The 16,841-nt window shown below is 72.4% G+C and carries 17 protein-coding genes; 5 read left to right on the forward strand and 12 right to left on the reverse strand.

The genetic code is table 11. The annotated features are described in order from the left end of the window. Positions 1-10: 10 nt before the first annotated feature. From ACZ6N8_RS01445 to ACZ6N8_RS01455, 3 genes are all read right to left on the reverse strand, one after another. Positions 11-982: a golvesin C-terminal-like domain-containing protein gene (locus ACZ6N8_RS01445; RefSeq protein WP_466006830.1), complete on the reverse strand. Its 972-nt coding sequence runs from the start codon at positions 980-982 to the stop codon at positions 11-13. Further along, complete coding sequence (locus tag ACZ6N8_RS01450; protein WP_167517352.1) at positions 982-1,134, reverse strand: hypothetical protein; 153 nt, start codon at positions 1,132-1,134, stop codon at positions 982-984. Before ACZ6N8_RS01450 ends, ACZ6N8_RS01445 begins: the two co-directional genes overlap by 1 nt. A gap of 126 nt (positions 1,135-1,260) precedes the next feature. Next, complete coding sequence (locus ACZ6N8_RS01455; protein ID WP_466006831.1) at positions 1,261-2,049, reverse strand: aldo/keto reductase; 789 nt, start codon at positions 2,047-2,049, stop codon at positions 1,261-1,263. 94 nt (positions 2,050-2,143) lie between these two features. On the opposite strand from ACZ6N8_RS01455, the gene ACZ6N8_RS01460 reads away from it, so the two are divergent. Together ACZ6N8_RS01460 and ACZ6N8_RS01465 are read left to right on the forward strand one after the other, a co-directional pair. Beyond that, positions 2,144-3,193, forward strand: coding sequence for a DNA polymerase ligase N-terminal domain-containing protein (locus tag ACZ6N8_RS01460; protein WP_466006832.1), 1,050 nt, complete (start codon positions 2,144-2,146; stop codon positions 3,191-3,193). Between the two features lie 14 nt (positions 3,194-3,207). After that, positions 3,208-4,398, forward strand: a complete 1,191-nt coding sequence (locus ACZ6N8_RS01465) for a threonine synthase (protein WP_466006833.1) — start codon at positions 3,208-3,210, stop codon at positions 4,396-4,398. A 42-nt stretch (positions 4,399-4,440) separates the two neighbouring features. Here the strand turns inward: ACZ6N8_RS01465 and ACZ6N8_RS01470 are convergent, their stop codons facing one another. The 4 genes from ACZ6N8_RS01470 to ACZ6N8_RS01485 form a co-directional block, all read right to left on the reverse strand. Beyond that, entirely contained in the window at positions 4,441-5,814 is a 1,374-nt protein-coding gene (locus tag ACZ6N8_RS01470) for a pectate lyase (RefSeq protein ID WP_466006834.1), read from the reverse strand. Between the two features lie 233 nt (positions 5,815-6,047). Further along, positions 6,048-7,847: a glycoside hydrolase family 15 protein gene (locus ACZ6N8_RS01475; protein ID WP_466006835.1), complete on the reverse strand. Its 1,800-nt coding sequence runs from the start codon at positions 7,845-7,847 to the stop codon at positions 6,048-6,050. Positions 7,848-7,895: 48 nt separating this feature from the next. Next, positions 7,896-8,288 carry a cupin domain-containing protein gene (locus ACZ6N8_RS01480; protein WP_139583223.1) on the reverse strand — a complete coding sequence of 131 codons (393 nt, stop codon included), beginning with the start codon at positions 8,286-8,288 and terminating at the stop codon, positions 7,896-7,898. A 248-nt stretch (positions 8,289-8,536) separates the two neighbouring features. Next, positions 8,537-9,424 (reverse strand): sulfotransferase domain-containing protein, encoded by an 888-nt coding sequence (locus ACZ6N8_RS01485; RefSeq protein ID WP_466006836.1) that lies wholly within the window; start codon positions 9,422-9,424, stop codon positions 8,537-8,539. A 91-nt stretch (positions 9,425-9,515) separates the two neighbouring features. On the opposite strand from ACZ6N8_RS01485, the gene ACZ6N8_RS01490 reads away from it, so the two are divergent. Beyond that, the gene (locus ACZ6N8_RS01490; RefSeq protein ID WP_466006837.1) at positions 9,516-10,601 is read left to right on the forward strand and encodes a beta family protein; all 1,086 of its coding nucleotides are present in this window, start codon (positions 9,516-9,518) and stop codon (positions 10,599-10,601) included. A gap of 5 nt (positions 10,602-10,606) precedes the next feature. On the opposite strand, the gene ACZ6N8_RS01495 is transcribed toward ACZ6N8_RS01490, so the two are convergent. Beyond that, a complete protein-coding gene (locus ACZ6N8_RS01495) occupies positions 10,607-10,888 on the reverse strand; it encodes an adhesin (protein ID WP_466006838.1) in 282 nt (93 codons plus the stop codon). A 180-nt stretch (positions 10,889-11,068) separates the two neighbouring features. Continuing rightward, positions 11,069-12,142: an NAD(P)-binding domain-containing protein gene (locus ACZ6N8_RS01500; protein WP_466006839.1), complete on the reverse strand. Its 1,074-nt coding sequence runs from the start codon at positions 12,140-12,142 to the stop codon at positions 11,069-11,071. 107 nt (positions 12,143-12,249) lie between these two features. Between ACZ6N8_RS01500 and ACZ6N8_RS01505 the strand changes: the two genes are divergently transcribed. Both ACZ6N8_RS01505 and dacB read left to right on the forward strand, forming a co-directional pair. Next, positions 12,250-12,966, forward strand: a complete 717-nt coding sequence (locus ACZ6N8_RS01505; protein WP_466006840.1) for an MIP/aquaporin family protein — start codon at positions 12,250-12,252, stop codon at positions 12,964-12,966. 66 nt (positions 12,967-13,032) lie between these two features. Further along, entirely contained in the window at positions 13,033-14,616 is a 1,584-nt protein-coding gene (gene dacB / locus ACZ6N8_RS01510; RefSeq protein ID WP_466006841.1) for a D-alanyl-D-alanine carboxypeptidase/D-alanyl-D-alanine endopeptidase, read from the forward strand. Between the two features lie 13 nt (positions 14,617-14,629). Here dacB and ACZ6N8_RS01515 read toward each other — a convergent pair whose 3' ends face one another. The 3 genes from ACZ6N8_RS01515 to ACZ6N8_RS01525 all read right to left on the reverse strand — a co-directional run bounded on the left by ACZ6N8_RS01515 (position 14,630) and on the right by ACZ6N8_RS01525 (position 16,797). Further along, the gene (locus ACZ6N8_RS01515; RefSeq protein WP_364367437.1) at positions 14,630-14,959 is read right to left on the reverse strand and encodes a hypothetical protein; all 330 of its coding nucleotides are present in this window, start codon (positions 14,957-14,959) and stop codon (positions 14,630-14,632) included. Between the two features lie 98 nt (positions 14,960-15,057). Beyond that, positions 15,058-15,864 carry a hypothetical protein gene (locus ACZ6N8_RS01520; protein ID WP_466006843.1) on the reverse strand — a complete coding sequence of 269 codons (807 nt, stop codon included), beginning with the start codon at positions 15,862-15,864 and terminating at the stop codon, positions 15,058-15,060. Positions 15,865-16,203: 339 nt separating this feature from the next. Continuing rightward, positions 16,204-16,797: a pentapeptide repeat-containing protein gene (locus ACZ6N8_RS01525; RefSeq protein ID WP_466006844.1), complete on the reverse strand. Its 594-nt coding sequence runs from the start codon at positions 16,795-16,797 to the stop codon at positions 16,204-16,206. Positions 16,798-16,841: the final 44 nt, after the last annotated feature.

Consider the following 16,841-nt stretch of genomic DNA (forward strand, 5'->3'; position numbering starts at 1 on the left):
CCCATCGTGGTCAGACGCGGGTGAGGCGTACGGCGTCGGCGACGATGAGGCCCGTCGCGCTGCTCCACCGGCTCACGCCCACCCGGTTGGCGTCCCCGGCCGGCAGGGTGAACGTGCCGAGGGACCGCCACTGCCCACCGGTGACCCGCTGGTCGACGACGATCGTCCGGTTGCCGGTCGTGGTGGCGACGACGTACGGGGTAGCACCGTTGTAGCCGGAGGTCGCCGGCCACCACGCATCGACGCGGTAGTTGGCCGTCGCCGGGACGTTGAACTTGTACCAGGCGACGTCGCTGGCCGCGACGGGTTCCGCGTACCGGTAGTCGGCGCCGTACCGCTGCGCCGAGTACGTCGACACGCCCCAGTTGGCGCTGGAGGTGAACCGACCGGCGGTGGTGTTGTCCACGATGGAGGACCACGCCGGAGGGGTCCCGCCGCCCGACATCTTCGCCGCCACGTCGGCGCGCATGACGTTCAGGTCGATGAATGACGGGTCGATCTTGCCGCTGGTGCTGGTCTCCCGGTGCCCCCGGGCGTAGCTGCTGTCCCGGCCGAGGCGGGTGAGCACGGCGGCGGTGGCGGCGATCGACGCGTTGTACTGCGCGGCGGTCATCTCCTGGTTGACGCCGTTGTAGTCGATCTCCCACCCGATCATGAGGGTGTTGCCGTCGCCGGCGGGGATCGGCCCGCTGCCGCCGCTGGCCCCGGCGTGGTTGCAGCGCCCGGCGGAGATGACGTGGAAGACGCCGTTGTAGTCGACGAGCGCCTGGCACAGCGGTCCGGCCAGATCCGACCGGCCGTTGATGCAGATGTTGAGCGCCGGGTGCGGGTTGCTGGCGCTGGAGGTCGCGGCGGTGTGGTGCCAGAGCACGCCGATGGGGTCGAAGGAACCGGGCCGCATCCGGTTGAGCCAGTCGCCCTCGACGACGACCTGGACCCCGGCGCCGCGCAGCACGTCCACCAGCCAGGGAATCGTCGCCATCAGGCGCCCTGGATCAGGTCGGCGAGGCACTCGGCCTTCGGCGCGGCGCTCGCCGCCCCGGGTCGGGCGACGACTGTCAGCGCGGCGACCACCAGGGCGGGGATGCCGAGCACCCCACGGCGGCGCAGACGGATGGACGGTGTTCGGGCCATGGCGATCCTCCAGCGAGGGCGGGTTCGAACGCATCGACGAACGTGATGACGGGCACGGTATACCGTCATGAGCGTCGATGTCGATACCCTTCATAGCCGAGTCACGGGCTGAAGGAAACCACCGGATCAGACCTCGCCGAGCGCGTCGATGTCGCGCATCTCCTCCGCCGTCAACGAGAAGTGGAAGACGTCGAAGTTCGCGGTGATCCGCTCCGGGGTCACCGACTTCGGGATCACCACGATCTCGTGGTCGATGTGCCACCGCAGCACGACCTGCGCCGGGGAGACGTCGTGCGCGGCGGCGATCCGGGTCAGCACCGGGTCACTCAGGTCGCTCGTCTTGAACGGGCTGTACCCCTCCAGCACCACACCCCGGTCCCGGTGCTCGGCGTGCCGCTGCCTGTCGTACAGCGACGGGCTCCACCGGATCTGGTTGACCGCCGGGTTCTCCTCGGTCGACTGGATCAGTTCGTCGATCTCCGCGGTGCCGTAGTTGCTCACCCCTACCGCCCGGACGAGATTCTCGTCCCGGGCGGCCAGCAACTCCCGCCACAGCGGGATGCTGTCCCCCGGCGACGACGGCGGCCAGTGGATCAACCACAGGTCCACGTGATCGACGCCGAGCGCCTCCAGGCTGGCCTCCAACGTCTGCCGTTCCCGGCCCACCCGGTCAGGTGGGAGCTTGGTGGTGATGAAGACTTCCTCGCGGCGCAGCCCACTCTCGCGTACCGCCCGCCCGACCTCCCGCTCGTTGCCGTAGACGGTGGCGGTGTCGAGGTGCCGGTAGCCGGTGTCGAGCGCGGCCAGCACGGCGTCGTAACCCGCCTGGCCGGTGGCCTGCCAGGTGCCGAAGCCGAGCAGGGGCATCCGCACGTCACCCGGGAGCAGGACGGCGGGCTGGTCGGTGAGGTCCATGAGGTCCGTTCTACCCCGCCACGCCCCCGGCCGCCGAGTGAACCGGACACTCCGGCATCCAGCGCGACGGTCCGGTTTGCCGGAGAATGCGGATGTGACCGACCGGCTCCAGGAGTACCGGCGACGGCGGGACGCGGCCCGTACACCCGAGCCCGTGCCGTCCGGGAGCCCCACGGCGGCCGACGGTGACGGCGACAGCGCCCGCTTCGTCATCCAGCAGCACCACGCGCGCAGCCTGCACTGGGACCTGCGGCTGGAGCACGAGGGAGTGCTCGCGTCCTGGGCGGTGCCGCGCGGTCTGCCCCGCGATCCGGGTCGCAACCATCTCGCCGTCCACACCGAGGACCACCCGATGGAGTACCTGGACTTCGCCGGTGAGATCCCCGCCGGCGAGTACGGCGGCGGCCGGATGCTGATCCACGACCGGGGCACCTACCGGTGCGAGAAGTGGCGCGACGACGAGGTCATCGTGACGCTCACGGGTGACCGCACGACCGGCCGGTACGTCCTGTTCGCCACCGGCGGTCGGGACTGGATGGTCCGGCGCACCGATCCCGCGCCGCCGGGCTGGACCCCGATGCCCGAGCTGGTCCGGCCGATGCACGCCACTTCCGCCGCCAGGCTCCCCCGCGACCCCGACGAGTGGGGGTACGAGCTGCGCTGGGACGGGGTGCGGGCGATGGCGTACGTCTCCGGCGGGCGGTTGCGGCTGCTCTCCGAGACCGACGAGGAGATCACCGGCGGGTACCCGTGGCTGCGCGCGATGGCCGAGGCGCTCGCTCCCACCGAGGCGGTGCTCGACGGTGTGCTGGTCCGCATCGACGGCGCGGGTCAGGTCCGCCCGGTCCGCCCGGCCACCGGCAGCCGGGTCCCGGCCGGTGCCCAGTACCTGCTCGTCGACCTGCTCTGGCTGGAGGGGGTGGGCAGCGTCGACGTGCCGTACGCGCAACGCCGGGAACTGCTCGATGGGCTGGCCTTGGCCGGACCGCACTGGCAGACTCCGCCGTGGTTCCCCGGCGCGGGCGACGAGGCCCTGCGTGCCGGGCGGGAACAGGGCCTGCCCGGTGTGGTCGCCAAGCGGCTGGACTCGGTCTACGAGCCGGGGCGGCGCAGTCGACGCTGGCTGAGCGTCGACGCGGTCTGACGGCGAGGAGCGACGTGTACCTGACCCACCTGGACTGCCCGCGCTGCGGCAGGGAGTACGCCGCCGACCGGTTACAGAACCTCTGCGAGTGCGGGTCTCCGCTGCTGGCCCGTTACGACCTGCCGGCGGTGGCGAAGGCGGTCACCCCGGAACGCTTTCCGCTGCGCCCGGCCGACCTGTGGCGCTACCGGGAGCTGCTGCCGGTCGACGACCTGCGGTACGTCACGACGCTCGGCGAGGGTTGGACGCCGCTGCTGCGCGCGCCGGCGTACGGCGCCGAGATCGGCATCGCGGACCTGATGGTCAAGGACGAGGGGCTGATCCCGACGGGTTCGTTCAAGGCGCGCGGCGCGGCGGTCGGTGTGAGCCGGGCCCGCGAGCTGGGCGTCGAGCGGATCGCGATGCCCACCAACGGCAACGCCGGGTCGGCCTGGGCGACGTACGCGGCGCGGGCCGGGATGGGCGCGACGATCGTCATGCCGTTGGAGGCGCCGAGCATCTGCCGGCGCGAGTGCGTGGCCGCAGGCGCCGATCTGCGCCTGATCGACGGGCTGATCGGCGACGCCGGCCGGCGGGTGGCCGAGCTGGTCGCGGAGTCGAACGGGGCGATCTTCGACGCCGGCACGCTGCGTGAGCCCTACCGGCTGGAGGGCAAGAAGACGATGGGGTACGAGATCGTCGAGCAGCTCGGCTGGCAGGCCCCCGACGTGATCATCTACCCGACGGGTGGCGGTGTCGGTCTGATCGGCATCCACAAGGCGCTTCACGAGCTGCGGGAGCTGGGCTGGATCGGCGACAAGCTGCCCCGGCTGGTGGCGGTGCAGTCGACCGGCTGCGCGCCGATCGTGCGGGCGTTCGCCGCCGGCGAGGATCGGGCCGAGCCGTGGGCCGACGCGCACACCGTGGCGTTCGGCATCACCGTGCCGGCGCCGCTCGGCGACGAGCTGATCCTGGCCGCGCTGCGGGAGTCCTCCGGCACCGCTGTCGCCGTCGACGACGCGGAGATCCTGGCGGACCTGCGGGACTTCGCCGGGCGCGAAGGGCTGCTGCTCTGCCCGGAGGGGGCGGCCTGCCTGACCGCGGCGCGGCACCTGCGCGCCGGAGGCTGGATCCGGGCCGGCGAACGGGTGGTGGTGCTCAACACGGGCGCGGGCCTGAAGTATCCGGACACGGTCGACGTGTCGGACGTGCCGGTGCTGACCTGAGCGGGGCGGGCGCCCCGCGGGGCGCCCGCCTGCTCGGGCGGTCTACTGGTAGGTGATGTCGGAGGGTGAGTAGAGGCAGTTGACGCCGTCGGCGCCCTCGCCGATCTCGGTGGGCTCACTGCCCTTGGGGACTCCCTTGTACTTCACGCAGATCGAGGTCTCCCGGTCCGGGTCGTCGACGATCGTGATGCGGCTGAACCGGGCCGTGTCACCCCAGTTGGTGTTGATGCCGGCGATCGCGTCGGTGTCCCGGACGACCACGTTGTCGATCACCACGTGCCGCTGGTACGACGTGGAGCAGTTGCCGCAGGCCCGGTAGAGCTTCCCGGCGTTCTCCACCCGGAAGTTCCTGATGTAGACGGTGCCCGAGCCGTTGTGCTGGAAGACCTTGTCGCTCGCCGAGCGGGCGCCACCGCCGTCGACGGTGTACGTGGTGCCGCCCCGGAAGGTGGCCGCGTCCTCGCCGACGTCCTCCCACCAGACGTTGATCAGGGTGCAGTTGCCCTCGCAGTGCACGCCGTCGCCGGCCGGGGCGCCGATGATCACGTTGCGCAGGGTGGCGCCGGCGGCCAGCTCGAACATCGGGTCCTGGCTCTCGCTCTGCCCGCCGTCACCGATGCCGTAGTAGCGCTTGAGTCCACCGTCGAACGTCCCGGAGACGGCGATCGTGGCGTCCACCTTCTGACTGCTGGTGGGCGTGGGCCAGCCGGCCGGCGGAGGTGTGGTCGGGCCTGGAGTGGTGGGCGGCGGCGTGGTGGGTGGCGGCGTGGTGGGTGGCGGCGTGGTCGGGGTGCCTCCGCCTGAGGAGTCGACGACCACGTCGTCGAAGCCGCCGCTCGCGTACGCGGTGACCAGGCCGATCCGGCCGGCGCCAGCCAGGCTGTTGCTGCCGGAGGCGATCTGGGTGCCGTTGACGAAGCCGCGGATGGTGTTGCCGCTGGTCTCGATGCGCAGCGTGTACCAGGTGCCGGTGCTGACGCCTGTCGACGCGGAGCCGATCGCGGTGATGCTGCTGCCGTTGACGGCCTGGAGTTCGGCCCGGCCGGAGCCGAGCAGGGCCAGCCGGTACATCTTCGTGCTGCTGGTGGATCGGGCGGCGAGCCCGACCAGGGCGCTTGACGAGCCAAAGCTCGCCGGCCGGACCCGGGCCTGCACCGAGTAGTCGGTCCAGCTGGTCTGGCCGGCGAACTGCCTGGCCAGTTCGCTGCCGGCGTTGGACTGGTTGAGCACCCCCGAGCCGACCGTCCAGGTGCCGCCGGACTTGGACCAGCCCGAGGTGTCGCCGTCGCTGAAGTCGTCGCTGAACACGGTGGCCGCGAAGGCCGAGGTCATGCCGGCCGCCAGGGCCGCCACTGTCACGCCGACGCCCACCGCCAGCAGCAGTGGTCGTCGGCCGGGGAGTCGTCTCTCCTGCACAGGTGTCCTCCTTGACGCGTGTGGTGGCGATCCCCTGGGCACGTGTGCCGGCACGGCGTGCTGTCGTGACCTGGGATCGGTGTGCCCCCGTCGGATGCCCGGGCCCGAAGCGGGGTGAAGCGGGATCAAAGCCGTGGGAAAGGGCTTTCCCGCTCCTTCGAGGCTAGGACTGTCCAACTACCAGCGTCAATGCCTGGGGTTTGCAGGTCTGTTGCAGGATTCCGGCCGGCCGCTCAGTAGCTGCCCGGCTCGGTCAACCGCCAGGCCGCGTTGATCAGCCCGATGTGCGACAGCGCCTGCGGGGTGTTGCCGAGCTGCGCGCCAGTGGTCAGGTCGATCTGCTCACTGAACAGGCCCACGTCGTTGGAGTACCCCGCCACGCGCTCGAACAGTTCCTCGGCCCGCCGCAGCTCACCCGCCATCGCGAGACACTCCACAAGCCAGAACGAACACAGCAGGAACCCCGCCGGATCCGTCGTCCACCGCCGCAGCAGTCCCTCGTCGGTGCCCAGCTCCCGCTCCACCATGGCGATCGTCGAGCGCATCCGTGGATCGGTCGCCGGCAGGAAGTGCGCCACCGGAATGGCGAGCACCGAGGCGTCCAACTCCGCCGACCCGAACGCGCCGGTGAACGCGCCGATCCGGTCGTTCCACCCCTCGCGCAGCACCGCCTCGCGGATCTCGTCCCGCACGACTGCCCAGCGACGCTTGTCGGCCCGCTCGCCCAGCCGGTCGGCGAGCCCCACCGCCCGGTCCATCGTCAGCCAGCAGGACACCTTCGACGAGACGTAGTGCCGCTCCTCGTCCCGGGTCTCCCAGATCCCCCGGTCCGGCAGGTGCCACGTCGCGGCCACCTGCTCGGTCAACCCGAGCACCATCTCCCGCAACTCGTCGTCGAACGTCTCACCGAGGTAGTCCCGCAGCCGCCACACCGCACCGATCACCTCACCCGGCACGTCGAGCTGCCGCTGCCGCCAGGCGTCGTTGCCGACCCGGACCGGTCGACTGTCGCGGTATCCACGCAGGTGGTAGCAGTGATGCTCGGACAGGTCCCGCTCGCCCTCGACACCGAAGAGCACAGGTACCGGCTCCTCGCCGAACCGGCCGATCGACCGGGTGGCCCAGGCGAACAACCGCGACGCCTCGTCGGGACACGCCGCCACCCAGAGGGCGCGCATGGTCAGCGAGAAGTCCCGCAGCCACGAGTAGCGGTAGTCGTAGTTGCGGTCGCCGCCGACCTGCTCCGGCAACGAGGACGTCAACGCCGCCACCACCGCGCCGCTGCGGGCGTACGTGAGGCCGGCCAGGACCGTCGCGCTGTGCCGGACCAGCTTCGCGTACCGGCCGGAGTAGCCGTGCGTCTCCCGGTACCCCTCCCACGCCCGCGTCGTCGCGGCGAGGGTGGCGAGCGGGTCCAGGCGGGCGGGCGGATCGCCGTACGCCTGGCCGAACGCCACGTCCATCCCGACCACCTGACCGGCGGAGACCTCGAACTCGTGGGTCACCCGGTCCCGGCCGGCCCGCAGCCGCAGCCCGCCGGCCCGCAGCATGAGGTTCACCGAGCCGCCGTTGGCCAGGACCCCACCGTCGGCCTGCTCGTGCAGGTATGGCGTGAGCAGGCCGTTCTCCGGGCGGGGCGCGAAGTCCAGGCCCATCCGGACCCGCCCGGACAACCCCTCGACCACCCGGATCAGCACGGCGGGCGAGTTCATGCCCAACTGGTGGCCGCGGGCGCCGATCTCGGCAGCGAGCGCGTCGGTCACCGCCACGCTGCCGTGCGGTGTGTGGTGCACCGTGCGCAGCACGAGAGTGTCCGGCCGGTACGCGCGCTCGACCCGGTACCCCGGGCCACCCACACCGACCGGCGCCACCTGGAAGTGCCCGGAGCGCGGGTCGAGCAGCCGTCCGAACACGGAGGTGCCGTCGAACCGCGACGGGCACCACCAGTCGATCGAGCCGTTCCTGCCGACCAGCGCGCCGGAGCGGGAGTCCGAGAGGAATCCGTAGTCGGCGATCGGCGGCTGCTGCTCCACCCGTCGCGGGTACCCGGATCGGCCCCGATCAGGCCGCCGTCCGCGGCGTCACTCGGTCGGCGGCTCGTCCTCACCGGCGGCCTCGGCCGCGTCGGCCTCCTCCTTGGTGTGGTGGACGGCCTGGTCGGCGTGCTCCGGCGGCCCGTAGACGGTGTACAGCACCAGTGGGTTGGGGCCCGTGTTGACGAAGTTGTGCTTCGTGCCGGCCGGTACGACGACCAGGTCGCCGGAGACGACCTCCCGCTTCTCGCCCGCCACCCGGGCCTCGCCGGTGCCGCTGACGAAGGTCAGGATCTGGTCGATGCCCTCGTGCACCTCCTCGCCGATCTCCCCGCCCGGCGGAATGGTCATGATGACCAACTGGGTGTGCTCACCTGTCCACAGCACCCGCCGGAAGTCGGGACTCTTCTCGGCCACGGTTGCGATCGTGAAATGCTCCATGCCGCGCTCATACCCCGATCGGTGGCCCGCCACGCCGGGACTCGCAGATGGTGGAATTCCCCACGGTCTGCGGGTTTGGATCCGGGCCGACCGGGGATCGACAACGCTGACCGGCGCGAGCGGCCGGTCGAGCCAGGTCCCCGCCGGCGTACCGCCGAACGGCTGCGGTGGTGGGAGACGGCCAGAGCGCGGCGACGTTCCGACACCAGTCGAAGCGGCGCCGCGCGCTCGTGTGCGGTGCGGCGGGCTCAGCGGTGCAACCAGGCGAGCAGGTCCGGTGGAGCCAGGGCGGCCGTGCGCCTGTGGTAGCGGGCCAGCCCGGACGCGTCGAGCAGATGCCGCCCCTGCCCCGAGCGGCCCTGCCGGAAGAACGCCCGGCGGTCGCGCAGCACACCGAGCGTGTCCGGGGCGAGGTGGTCGGCGCGCTCACGCATCCGGTCGAACGTGGCCGCCTCCACCAGCTCGGGCCACCGTTCGACGGGCACCTCCAGACCCCACCGGACCGCGAGCCGCCGCATCTCGCCCTCCAGGTCGGCCAGCAGGTCGTCGTAGTGCACCAGTTCGACGTTCGGCTCGTGCCGCCGGGCCCAGGCGTCGCTCAGATGCAGGAGCACGCCGGGGAGCGAATCCAGCTCGGCGCGCGGGTCCGTCTCCCGGTCGATCCAGCTCGCCAGCCACCGCTCGACGGGCAGGCGCTCCCTCGCCGGCCCGGCGGGCGCCCCCTGACCGGTCAGCTCGGCCAGTCGCGCCCGGTCCAGGTTGCCCGCCTGGTGGTAGAGGGAGACCGCCATGTCCAGCGGGTGCCGTGCCACCACCACGTAGTGCACCCGCGGGTCCAGCGGTACGCCGTCCAGCGGGGTGTGCGTCTTGACGAAGCGTCTGTGCCGTTGCGCCGCCAACCGGCGGTACACCACGTCCCGGGGCTCGGCCAGCCAGTCCAGCCACGGCGACAGGTGGTTCAGCGGCGCCGGCAACTCCGGGGTGCCCAGCACCAGCAGGGCGCAGATCATCTGCATCCACGTCGTACCGCTCTTGGACCGGGTGCTGATCACGATGTCGCCGGCCCGGAACGGGAAGCCGGTCCACCGGCCGCTGTCCTCGTCGTCGGATCGGTAGCGATGGGGTGGCATGGGCATCGCGCGAGCGTAGTCGCCGACCCGACAGCCCAGCAGCCGGTTTCCGCCTCGACGACCTGGGACATATGCACATGCCTGGCTAGGCTGAAGTATGAGGCCCGCCCACGGGGGCCGCGCGGCGGAACCGGTCTACCGCCCCATCCTCGCCTGTCGACGCGGCGAACTGGAGGCGCTGAACCACCTCGAACCCGCGGCGGTCCCGCTGCTCGCCCCGATCCTGGAGGTCGGCTCGGCGGACCGATCCACGATCGACGTGCTGCGCCGGTTGCCCGCCGGACTCCTGACGGCCGTCGACACCACCGCCCTGCCCGACGACGCCGGCAGCGACGTGCTGCGTTGGGACGTACCCCTGGTGCCGGTGGTGGGGCTCGCGGAGAGCGACAGGCGGCTGGCCACGCACGGCGCGGCGGCGCGGGCGTACGGCCGGCGGGCGCTGGTCCGGCTCCGGGCCGGACGGGACCGGGCCGGGCCGGACGCGAGCACCACCGCCGTGGAGCGGATCTGGCAGTGCACCGCGCTGGCGCCGGAAGAGTGCGACCTGCTTGTGGACGCGGCGGACGTGTGCTGCCGGGCGGACGTGCGCCTCGCCGAGCCCCGGGTACGACGGCTGCTGGGGTGGGCACGCCGGCACGCCTGGCGGTCGGTGACCGTGGCGGCGGGCGCGATGCCGCCGACGTTGGCCCGGCTGCCCACCGACGAGCCGGTCCGACTCGACCGCTGGGACTGGCAACTCTGGCAGCGGCTGGGCGACGCCGGGGTGGGTTACGGCGACTACGGCGTCGGGCCGGCGGTGCCGGGCACCGACGGCGGCTTCGACGACCGGCTGCCCACGGTGCGGTACACCGCCGACGGCGACTGGTGGGTCTACCGCTGGTCGCGGCGGGGCGGGCGGGGTGACGAGCGGTTCGCCGACCTGTGCCGCACGTTGGTGTCGGCCCCGCACTGGCCGGACACCGGGGCGGCCTTCTCCTGGGGCGACCACGAGTTGCTGCGCCGGGCTCGACGGGGAGCCGGCGCGGGGTCGGCCGCCAACTGGGCGGCGTGGAGCACGTCGCACCACCTGGCGCACGTGCTGACCGCCAGTCGACGCCCGGCCGGTGACACCGGATGGCAGTCCCGGCCGGGACCACCGCAGCGGGGTCGTCCGCGTGGCGGCACGGCCCGCCGGGCGGGCTGAGCGGGCTACTGCCGCTCGGTGAAGCCGAACTGGATGATGCCCTCGTCGTCGACTGTGGCGTCCACGGAGGCGTCGCCGAGCAGTTCGGCGGCGTCCTCGTCGAGGAAGATCCGGGCACCCTGGTTGTCGACCACCCGGTCGCCCCGCTCCGGCTCGGGCACCAGTTCCACGGTGAGAGAGCCGGCCTCGGCGTCGGCGGCGATTCGCACGCCACCGTCCTGGGCGACGTCCTGCTGGTTGGCGAGGTCCCTGATGACGAGCACGGCATTGTCGGTCATGGTGAGCATTTGCGGAACTCCTCGTGGATTCTCGGCTCGCGGTCGGTTACCGCGCAGACCGGTGCAGCGGCCCGCGTACGAGCACACGTGGGAGGCGACATGCAGCCGTCGCATCGCGTCGGGGCAGCTGAGAGGCCCCGTCCTGGCCAACGGTGCCCGCTGCCGGGCGATCCGTCAAATAGAGCGGGGTCAGTCGAGTGCGGCGACGGGAGCGAGCAACGCGCGGATCTCGCCGACCGCCGCGCGGCCCGCCCGGTTGGCGCCGATGGTGCTGGCCGAGGGGCCGTACCCGACGAGGTGGATGCGCTGGTCGGCGACCACGCGGGTGCCGTCCATGGTGATCCCGCCGCCCGGCGCGCGCAGTCCCAGCGGCGCGAGGTGGTCCAGGGCCGCGCGGAATCCGGTGCACCAGAGGATCACGTCCGCCGGAACGGACCGACCGTCGGACCAGGCGACCCCGTCGGGTGTGATCCGGTCGAACATGGGTAGCCGGTGCAGGACGCCACGCTCGCGCAGCCGGCGCAGCTCCGGGGTGACCGGCAGCCCGGTCACGCCCACCACACTGCCCGGTGGGCGACCGGCGCGGACCGCCTCGTCCACCCGGGCCACAGCGGCCCGACCGAGGTCGGGGCCCCACTCCTCCTGGCGGAACAGCGGCGGCCGGCGGGTCACCCAGGTGGTGGCCGCCGCGACCGTGGAGACCTCGCCGAGCAGCTGCACGGCGGACGTGCCGCCGCCGACCACCACCACCCGCAACCCGGCGAACTCGTCAGGTCCCCGGTAGTCGGCCGTGTGCAACTGTCGACCGCGAAACGACGACCGGCCCGGGTAGTGCGGCCAGAACGGCCTCGTCCACGTGCCTGTCGCGTTGATCAGCGCCCGCGTCGTCCACAGGCCGTGGTCGGTGTGCACGTCGAGCCGCCCGTCCGGGCGGGAGCGCACCGCGCGGACCCGCACCGGCCGCCGTACCGGCAGGTCGAACGCTCTCTCGTACGCGGCGAAGTAGGCGCCCACCTGCTCGGCTGCCGGACGCCGCGGGTCGGGGGTGGGGAACGCCATGCCGGGAAGGTCGTAGAAGCCGTGCACCCGGTCGAAGACGAGCGTCGGCCAGCGGTGCTGCCAGGCCCCACCCGGGCCGTCGTCGCCGTCGAGCACGACGAAGCCGCTGCCCGGGGCGAAGCCGGTGCGGCGCAGGTGGTAGGCGGCGCTCAGGCCGGCCTGACCGGCTCCGATCACCACGACGTCGGCGGAGTGGGTGTCCACACGAGGTGCAACCCCTGATGCTCACGGGCTCTGCCCGCGCCGGCCGTCGCGTCGATCACAGACGCCGTTTCGCGCCCGATCACCCGAATTGTACCTAGGCTGAGTGGATGGAAGATGCCCGTCGAGCCGCCGCCGAATTCCTCGGCACCCTGCTGCTGGTGTTCTTCGGCATCGGCGCCGCCGTCGCGGCACGCGTGCAGGGCGGCGTGGTGGTGGTCGCGCTCGCCTTCGGCTTCGTCATGCTCGCTCTGGTCTACACGATCGGCCCGCTCTCCGGCAGTCACGTCAACCCCGCGGTGACGCTCGGCGTACTGCTCTCCGGGAAGATCACGGTCGTCGGCGCGGTGGCGTACTGGATCGCCCAGTTCGCCGGCGCGACGGTGGCCAGCTTCGTGCTCTGGGCGCTGACCCGCTGGGGCGACATGGCGGACCAGACCGGTGCGCTGGGCGCCAACGGGTACGGCGCGCACATCAACCGGGGCGGCGCGGCCGTGCTGGAACTCTTGTTGACCTTCCTCTTCGTCCTGGTCGTGATCGTGGTGACGAGCCGCAGCGAGAATCCGGGCACCGCCGGGGTGGCCATCGGGCTGGCCCTGGCCGCGACCCAACTGGTAGGCGTGACGCTCACCGGCGCCGCCGTCAACCCGGCCCGCGCCTTCGGGCCCGCCGTCTTCGAGGGTGGCGTCGCCCTGCGTCAACTGTGGCTGTTCATCGTCTTCCCGCTGCTCGGCGGGGCGCTCGCCGCACTTGTGGCGCCCCTGGTGATGGGAGCACAGCGGCACTACTGGGGCGGACACGACAGGTCCGTCGGGCGGCCGACATAGCGCGAACGGCACTAACCTTCGCCCGAGCCTCTTCTCCGGCGAATATCTTCATGGCAGCATCAGCCCATGCATCGTCGTCTCTTTCCCCGGGCGCTAGCGCTGCTCGCCCTGGTCGCCACCGCGGCCACCGCCGGCGCACCCGGAGCCACAGCCGAGTCGCCCACGCCCGCGACGACCCAGCTACGCGCCACCATCGACCGGATCCTCGGCGACACCCGGCTGGACGGCGCGCAGGCCTCCGTCGTCGTGGTCGACACCAGCACCGGGCAGACCCTCTACGACCGCAACGGGGACCGACGACTGATCCCGGCCTCCAACACCAAGCTGCTGACCTCGACCGCCGCCCTGGCGCTGCTCAGCCCCGGGCACCGCTTCACCACCGACGTCCGCACCACAGGCAAACGTCGCGCCGGCCTGCTGTCCGGCAATCTCTACCTGCGCGGCGGCGGCGACCCGACCATGCTCGCGGCCGACTACGACGCGCTCGCGGCGCAGGTGGCCGCGGACGGCGTCCGGGTCGTGACCGGCAACCTGATCGCCGACGACACCCGCTACGACCGCACCCGGCTCGGCCCCGACTGGACGTGGGACGACGAGCCCTACTACTACGCCGCGCAGGTCACCGCGCTCACCGTCGCGCCGGACACCGACTACGACGCGGGCACCGTGATCGTGCACGCCGCACCGGCCACCAGGGCCGGCGCCCCGGCGGTGGTCAGCACGACCCCGCCCACCGGGTACGTCCGGATCGACAACCGGGCCCGGACGGTCGCCGAGGGCGAGACGTCGATCTCGATCGAGCGCGAGCACGGCGGCAACACGGTCGTGGTGACCGGCCAGATCGCGGTCGGCGACGCGCCGGCGAGCGACTGGGTGACCGTCTGGGAACCCACCGGCTACGCGGCCGACGTGTTCCGCGCGGCGCTGCACAGGCACGGCGTCCGGGTGCTCGGCCGGACCGTGCTCGGCCAGCCCACCCCGGAGGCGGCCAACCCGGTGGCCCGACACGACTCGATGAGCCTGGGCGAGCTGATGACGCCGTTCCTCAAGCTCTCCAACAACGGCCACGCCGAGGTGTTGACCAAGGAGATCGGCCGGGTGTTGTCCGGCGCGGGCACCTGGTCCGCCGGGCTCACCGCGATCAGCGAGTACGTGGCGGACACCGGCATGGACACCGGGACCCTGCGGCAACGCGACGGCTCCGGCCTGTCCCGGCGCAACCTCGTCCCGGCGACCGAGTTCGTCGACCTGCTGGCCGCCGTCCGCGCCGAACCGTGGTTCGGCACCTGGTACGAGGCGCTACCGATCGCCGGGCAGCCCGAGCGGTTCGTGGGTGGCACCCTGCGCAGCCGGATGGCCGGCACCCCGGCGGCGGGCAACGTGCACGCCAAGACCGGCAGCCTGACCGGCGTCTCCGGTCTGTCCGGGTACGTGACCAGCGCCGACGGCCATCTGCTGGCGTTCTCAATCCTGCTCAACAACTACCTGACCGCGTCCGTCAAGGGGCTTGAGGACCAGATCGCGGTGGCGCTGGCCGGCTATCGGGAGGGTGCCACGACGACGGCCCGGATGGCGCCGCCGGCGGTACCGGAGACGCCCCGTACGCCGGAAGGGCTGGAGTGCTCCTGGGTGAAGCCGATCACCTGCTGACCGGGGGCGCGGCTCAGGCCGGACGGTCCGGTCGGGGGACGACCGCCGTGGGGTCGCCGCGTTCGATGAGCGCGGCGATCTCCGCGGCGTGCAGCCCGCGCAATGCCAGCACGCGGGTGCCCCAGCGGTGCAGTCGACACGGGTGCGGGCTGGCGTCGTTGCGGCAGACCACACCGCCGGACCAGCGCCGGGGCGCGTGCACCACCACCGCCCGCACCGCGAACTGGGCGTCCTCCACAGTGACGTACGGCGGCAGGGGGATGTCGCGGAGCACCTCCCCGGACGCTTCACTGGCGCCGGACGGGCCGACGGGACGGACGCGGTGGGCGGTACTGCTGCTCATCTGCGCTGCCTCCACACTGGATGGTCGGACGGGGACAGCAGAAAGTTACGATGCCATCGACTGTGCGCGACGGACAAACTGTCCCGAGCGGCAGTCGGTCAGCGCACGGCCACGGCCTGGAGGCCGACGTTTCCGCAGTGCGGGGTGAAGACCTTCTCGACTGTCCAGTTCACCAGCAGCCGGGCGCCCCTGGGCAGTTGGAAACGGATGGTGAACTGGGCGCTCTTGCTGGTGTACGGGTCCTCCAGCCGCACCGTGCTGGCCGGGCCACCGGTGGAGAGCCGCACGTCGAGCCGGCCCCGCGCCATCCACGTCCCGGCGTAGACCTGGACCGTACGCGGCTCACCGCTGCCGGCGATCGCGAGGCTGAAACCGTTGCCGGCACCGCAGGCGTAGACCCCGTTCGAACTGCCCCGCACCGACCGCTCGGGTGTGCCGTCGCGCCAGCTCACGAGTTCCTGGTTGCCGTCCCAACCGACTCTGGAACCGCGCCCTCCCGCGTCGACGATCTCCCCGGACCCGCCGCGTTTGCGCACCACCGACGTGCCGTGCAGCCCCCAGTGCATCCAGTCCCGGTGCCCCACGGCGGTGAGGTCGATCTCGCCGGGCGCCTCCGTCCGGGTCACCGACAGGGCGGGCGGGACCGACGGGGCCGGCGGCGCGGCGGGCGCACTGGCCGACGGGGTCGGGTCGGGCGACGGAGGGCGCTGCCGGGGGCGCAGGCCGGGCGTCGCCGGTCCGGCGTCGCCGGTACGCCCCTCGACGCCGGGAAAGCCGGTCGGCCGGGACGCCCCGACGGGCACGCCCGCACGACCCGCCAGGTCGTCGCCGGACTCCGGGCCGTTCCGGGTGACGAGGTACGCGCCCAGCCCCACGACGCAGGCGAGCACGGCCAGCCCCGTCACCGCCCAACGACGACGCCGGTAGCCGTCGGCTAGTCCGCGTAACGCAAGGCGCGGCTGCCCGGCGGTGACACCGGGCCGTCGATGCGACGTCGGCGCTTCGGACGACCCGCCACCGGCCCGGGAATCCGCCCGCATGCGGTCTTCGTCCGCCACCGACCCTCCACCTCCACCGCCCGGCCACCATCGACCGTCGCGGATCACACCGTCCACTGTGGGCCGTTTCACGTTTGCACCGGCGTGGACGACACGCTAGATCCGGACCGGTGGGCCTGTCCAGTCCGGAACCGGACGGTATCGGACAACCCACCGGTCCCGGCCCGGCCGCGAACGCCCGTGCCGTCAGCCGATCCGGAAGCCGAGCGCCTGCGCGATCAGCAGCGCCTGTTCGGCGTCGACGATCGCGCCGGCCCGCTCGACAGTCGTCGGGTCGAGTGCCGTCAGATCGCTGCGGCGCAGGTCGGCGCCTCCGAGCCGGACATGCTGCAGCTGCGCGCCGGAGAGGTCGACGCCGGTCACCGTGGCCCCGGTGAGGTTGGCCCCGGACAGGTCGGCCTCGCGCATCCGTACGTCGGTGAGGTGGACGCCGCGCAGATCCGCGCCGGGCAGCGCGACGAAGGACCAGTCGCCGCCGTCGACCCGCAGCGGACGCATGTCGCACTGCGCGAAGGTGCTGCCGACGAGCTTGCAGCCGGTGAACTCGGCCTCGAAGAAGTTGCACCGCTTGAAGACGCAGCGGGTGAAGGCCGAGTCGACGTGCCGGGAGGCGTTGAACTGCACGTTGCCGAACGTGCAGCCGGTGAACACCGCGCCCCGGCTCACCGCCTCGGTCAGGTCCACCTGGAAGAACTCACAGCCCACGAAGTGCCGGTCGGCCAGCTCCTCGCCGTACCAGTCCTCGTGGCGGTAGGTCACATCCTCGGTCAATTCCGGCATCGGGTCAGGCTAGTGCCAGCCACCGACGTCGGGGTGGCCGCCCT

Source organism: Micromonospora sp. NPDC047521 (assembly GCF_055587305.1).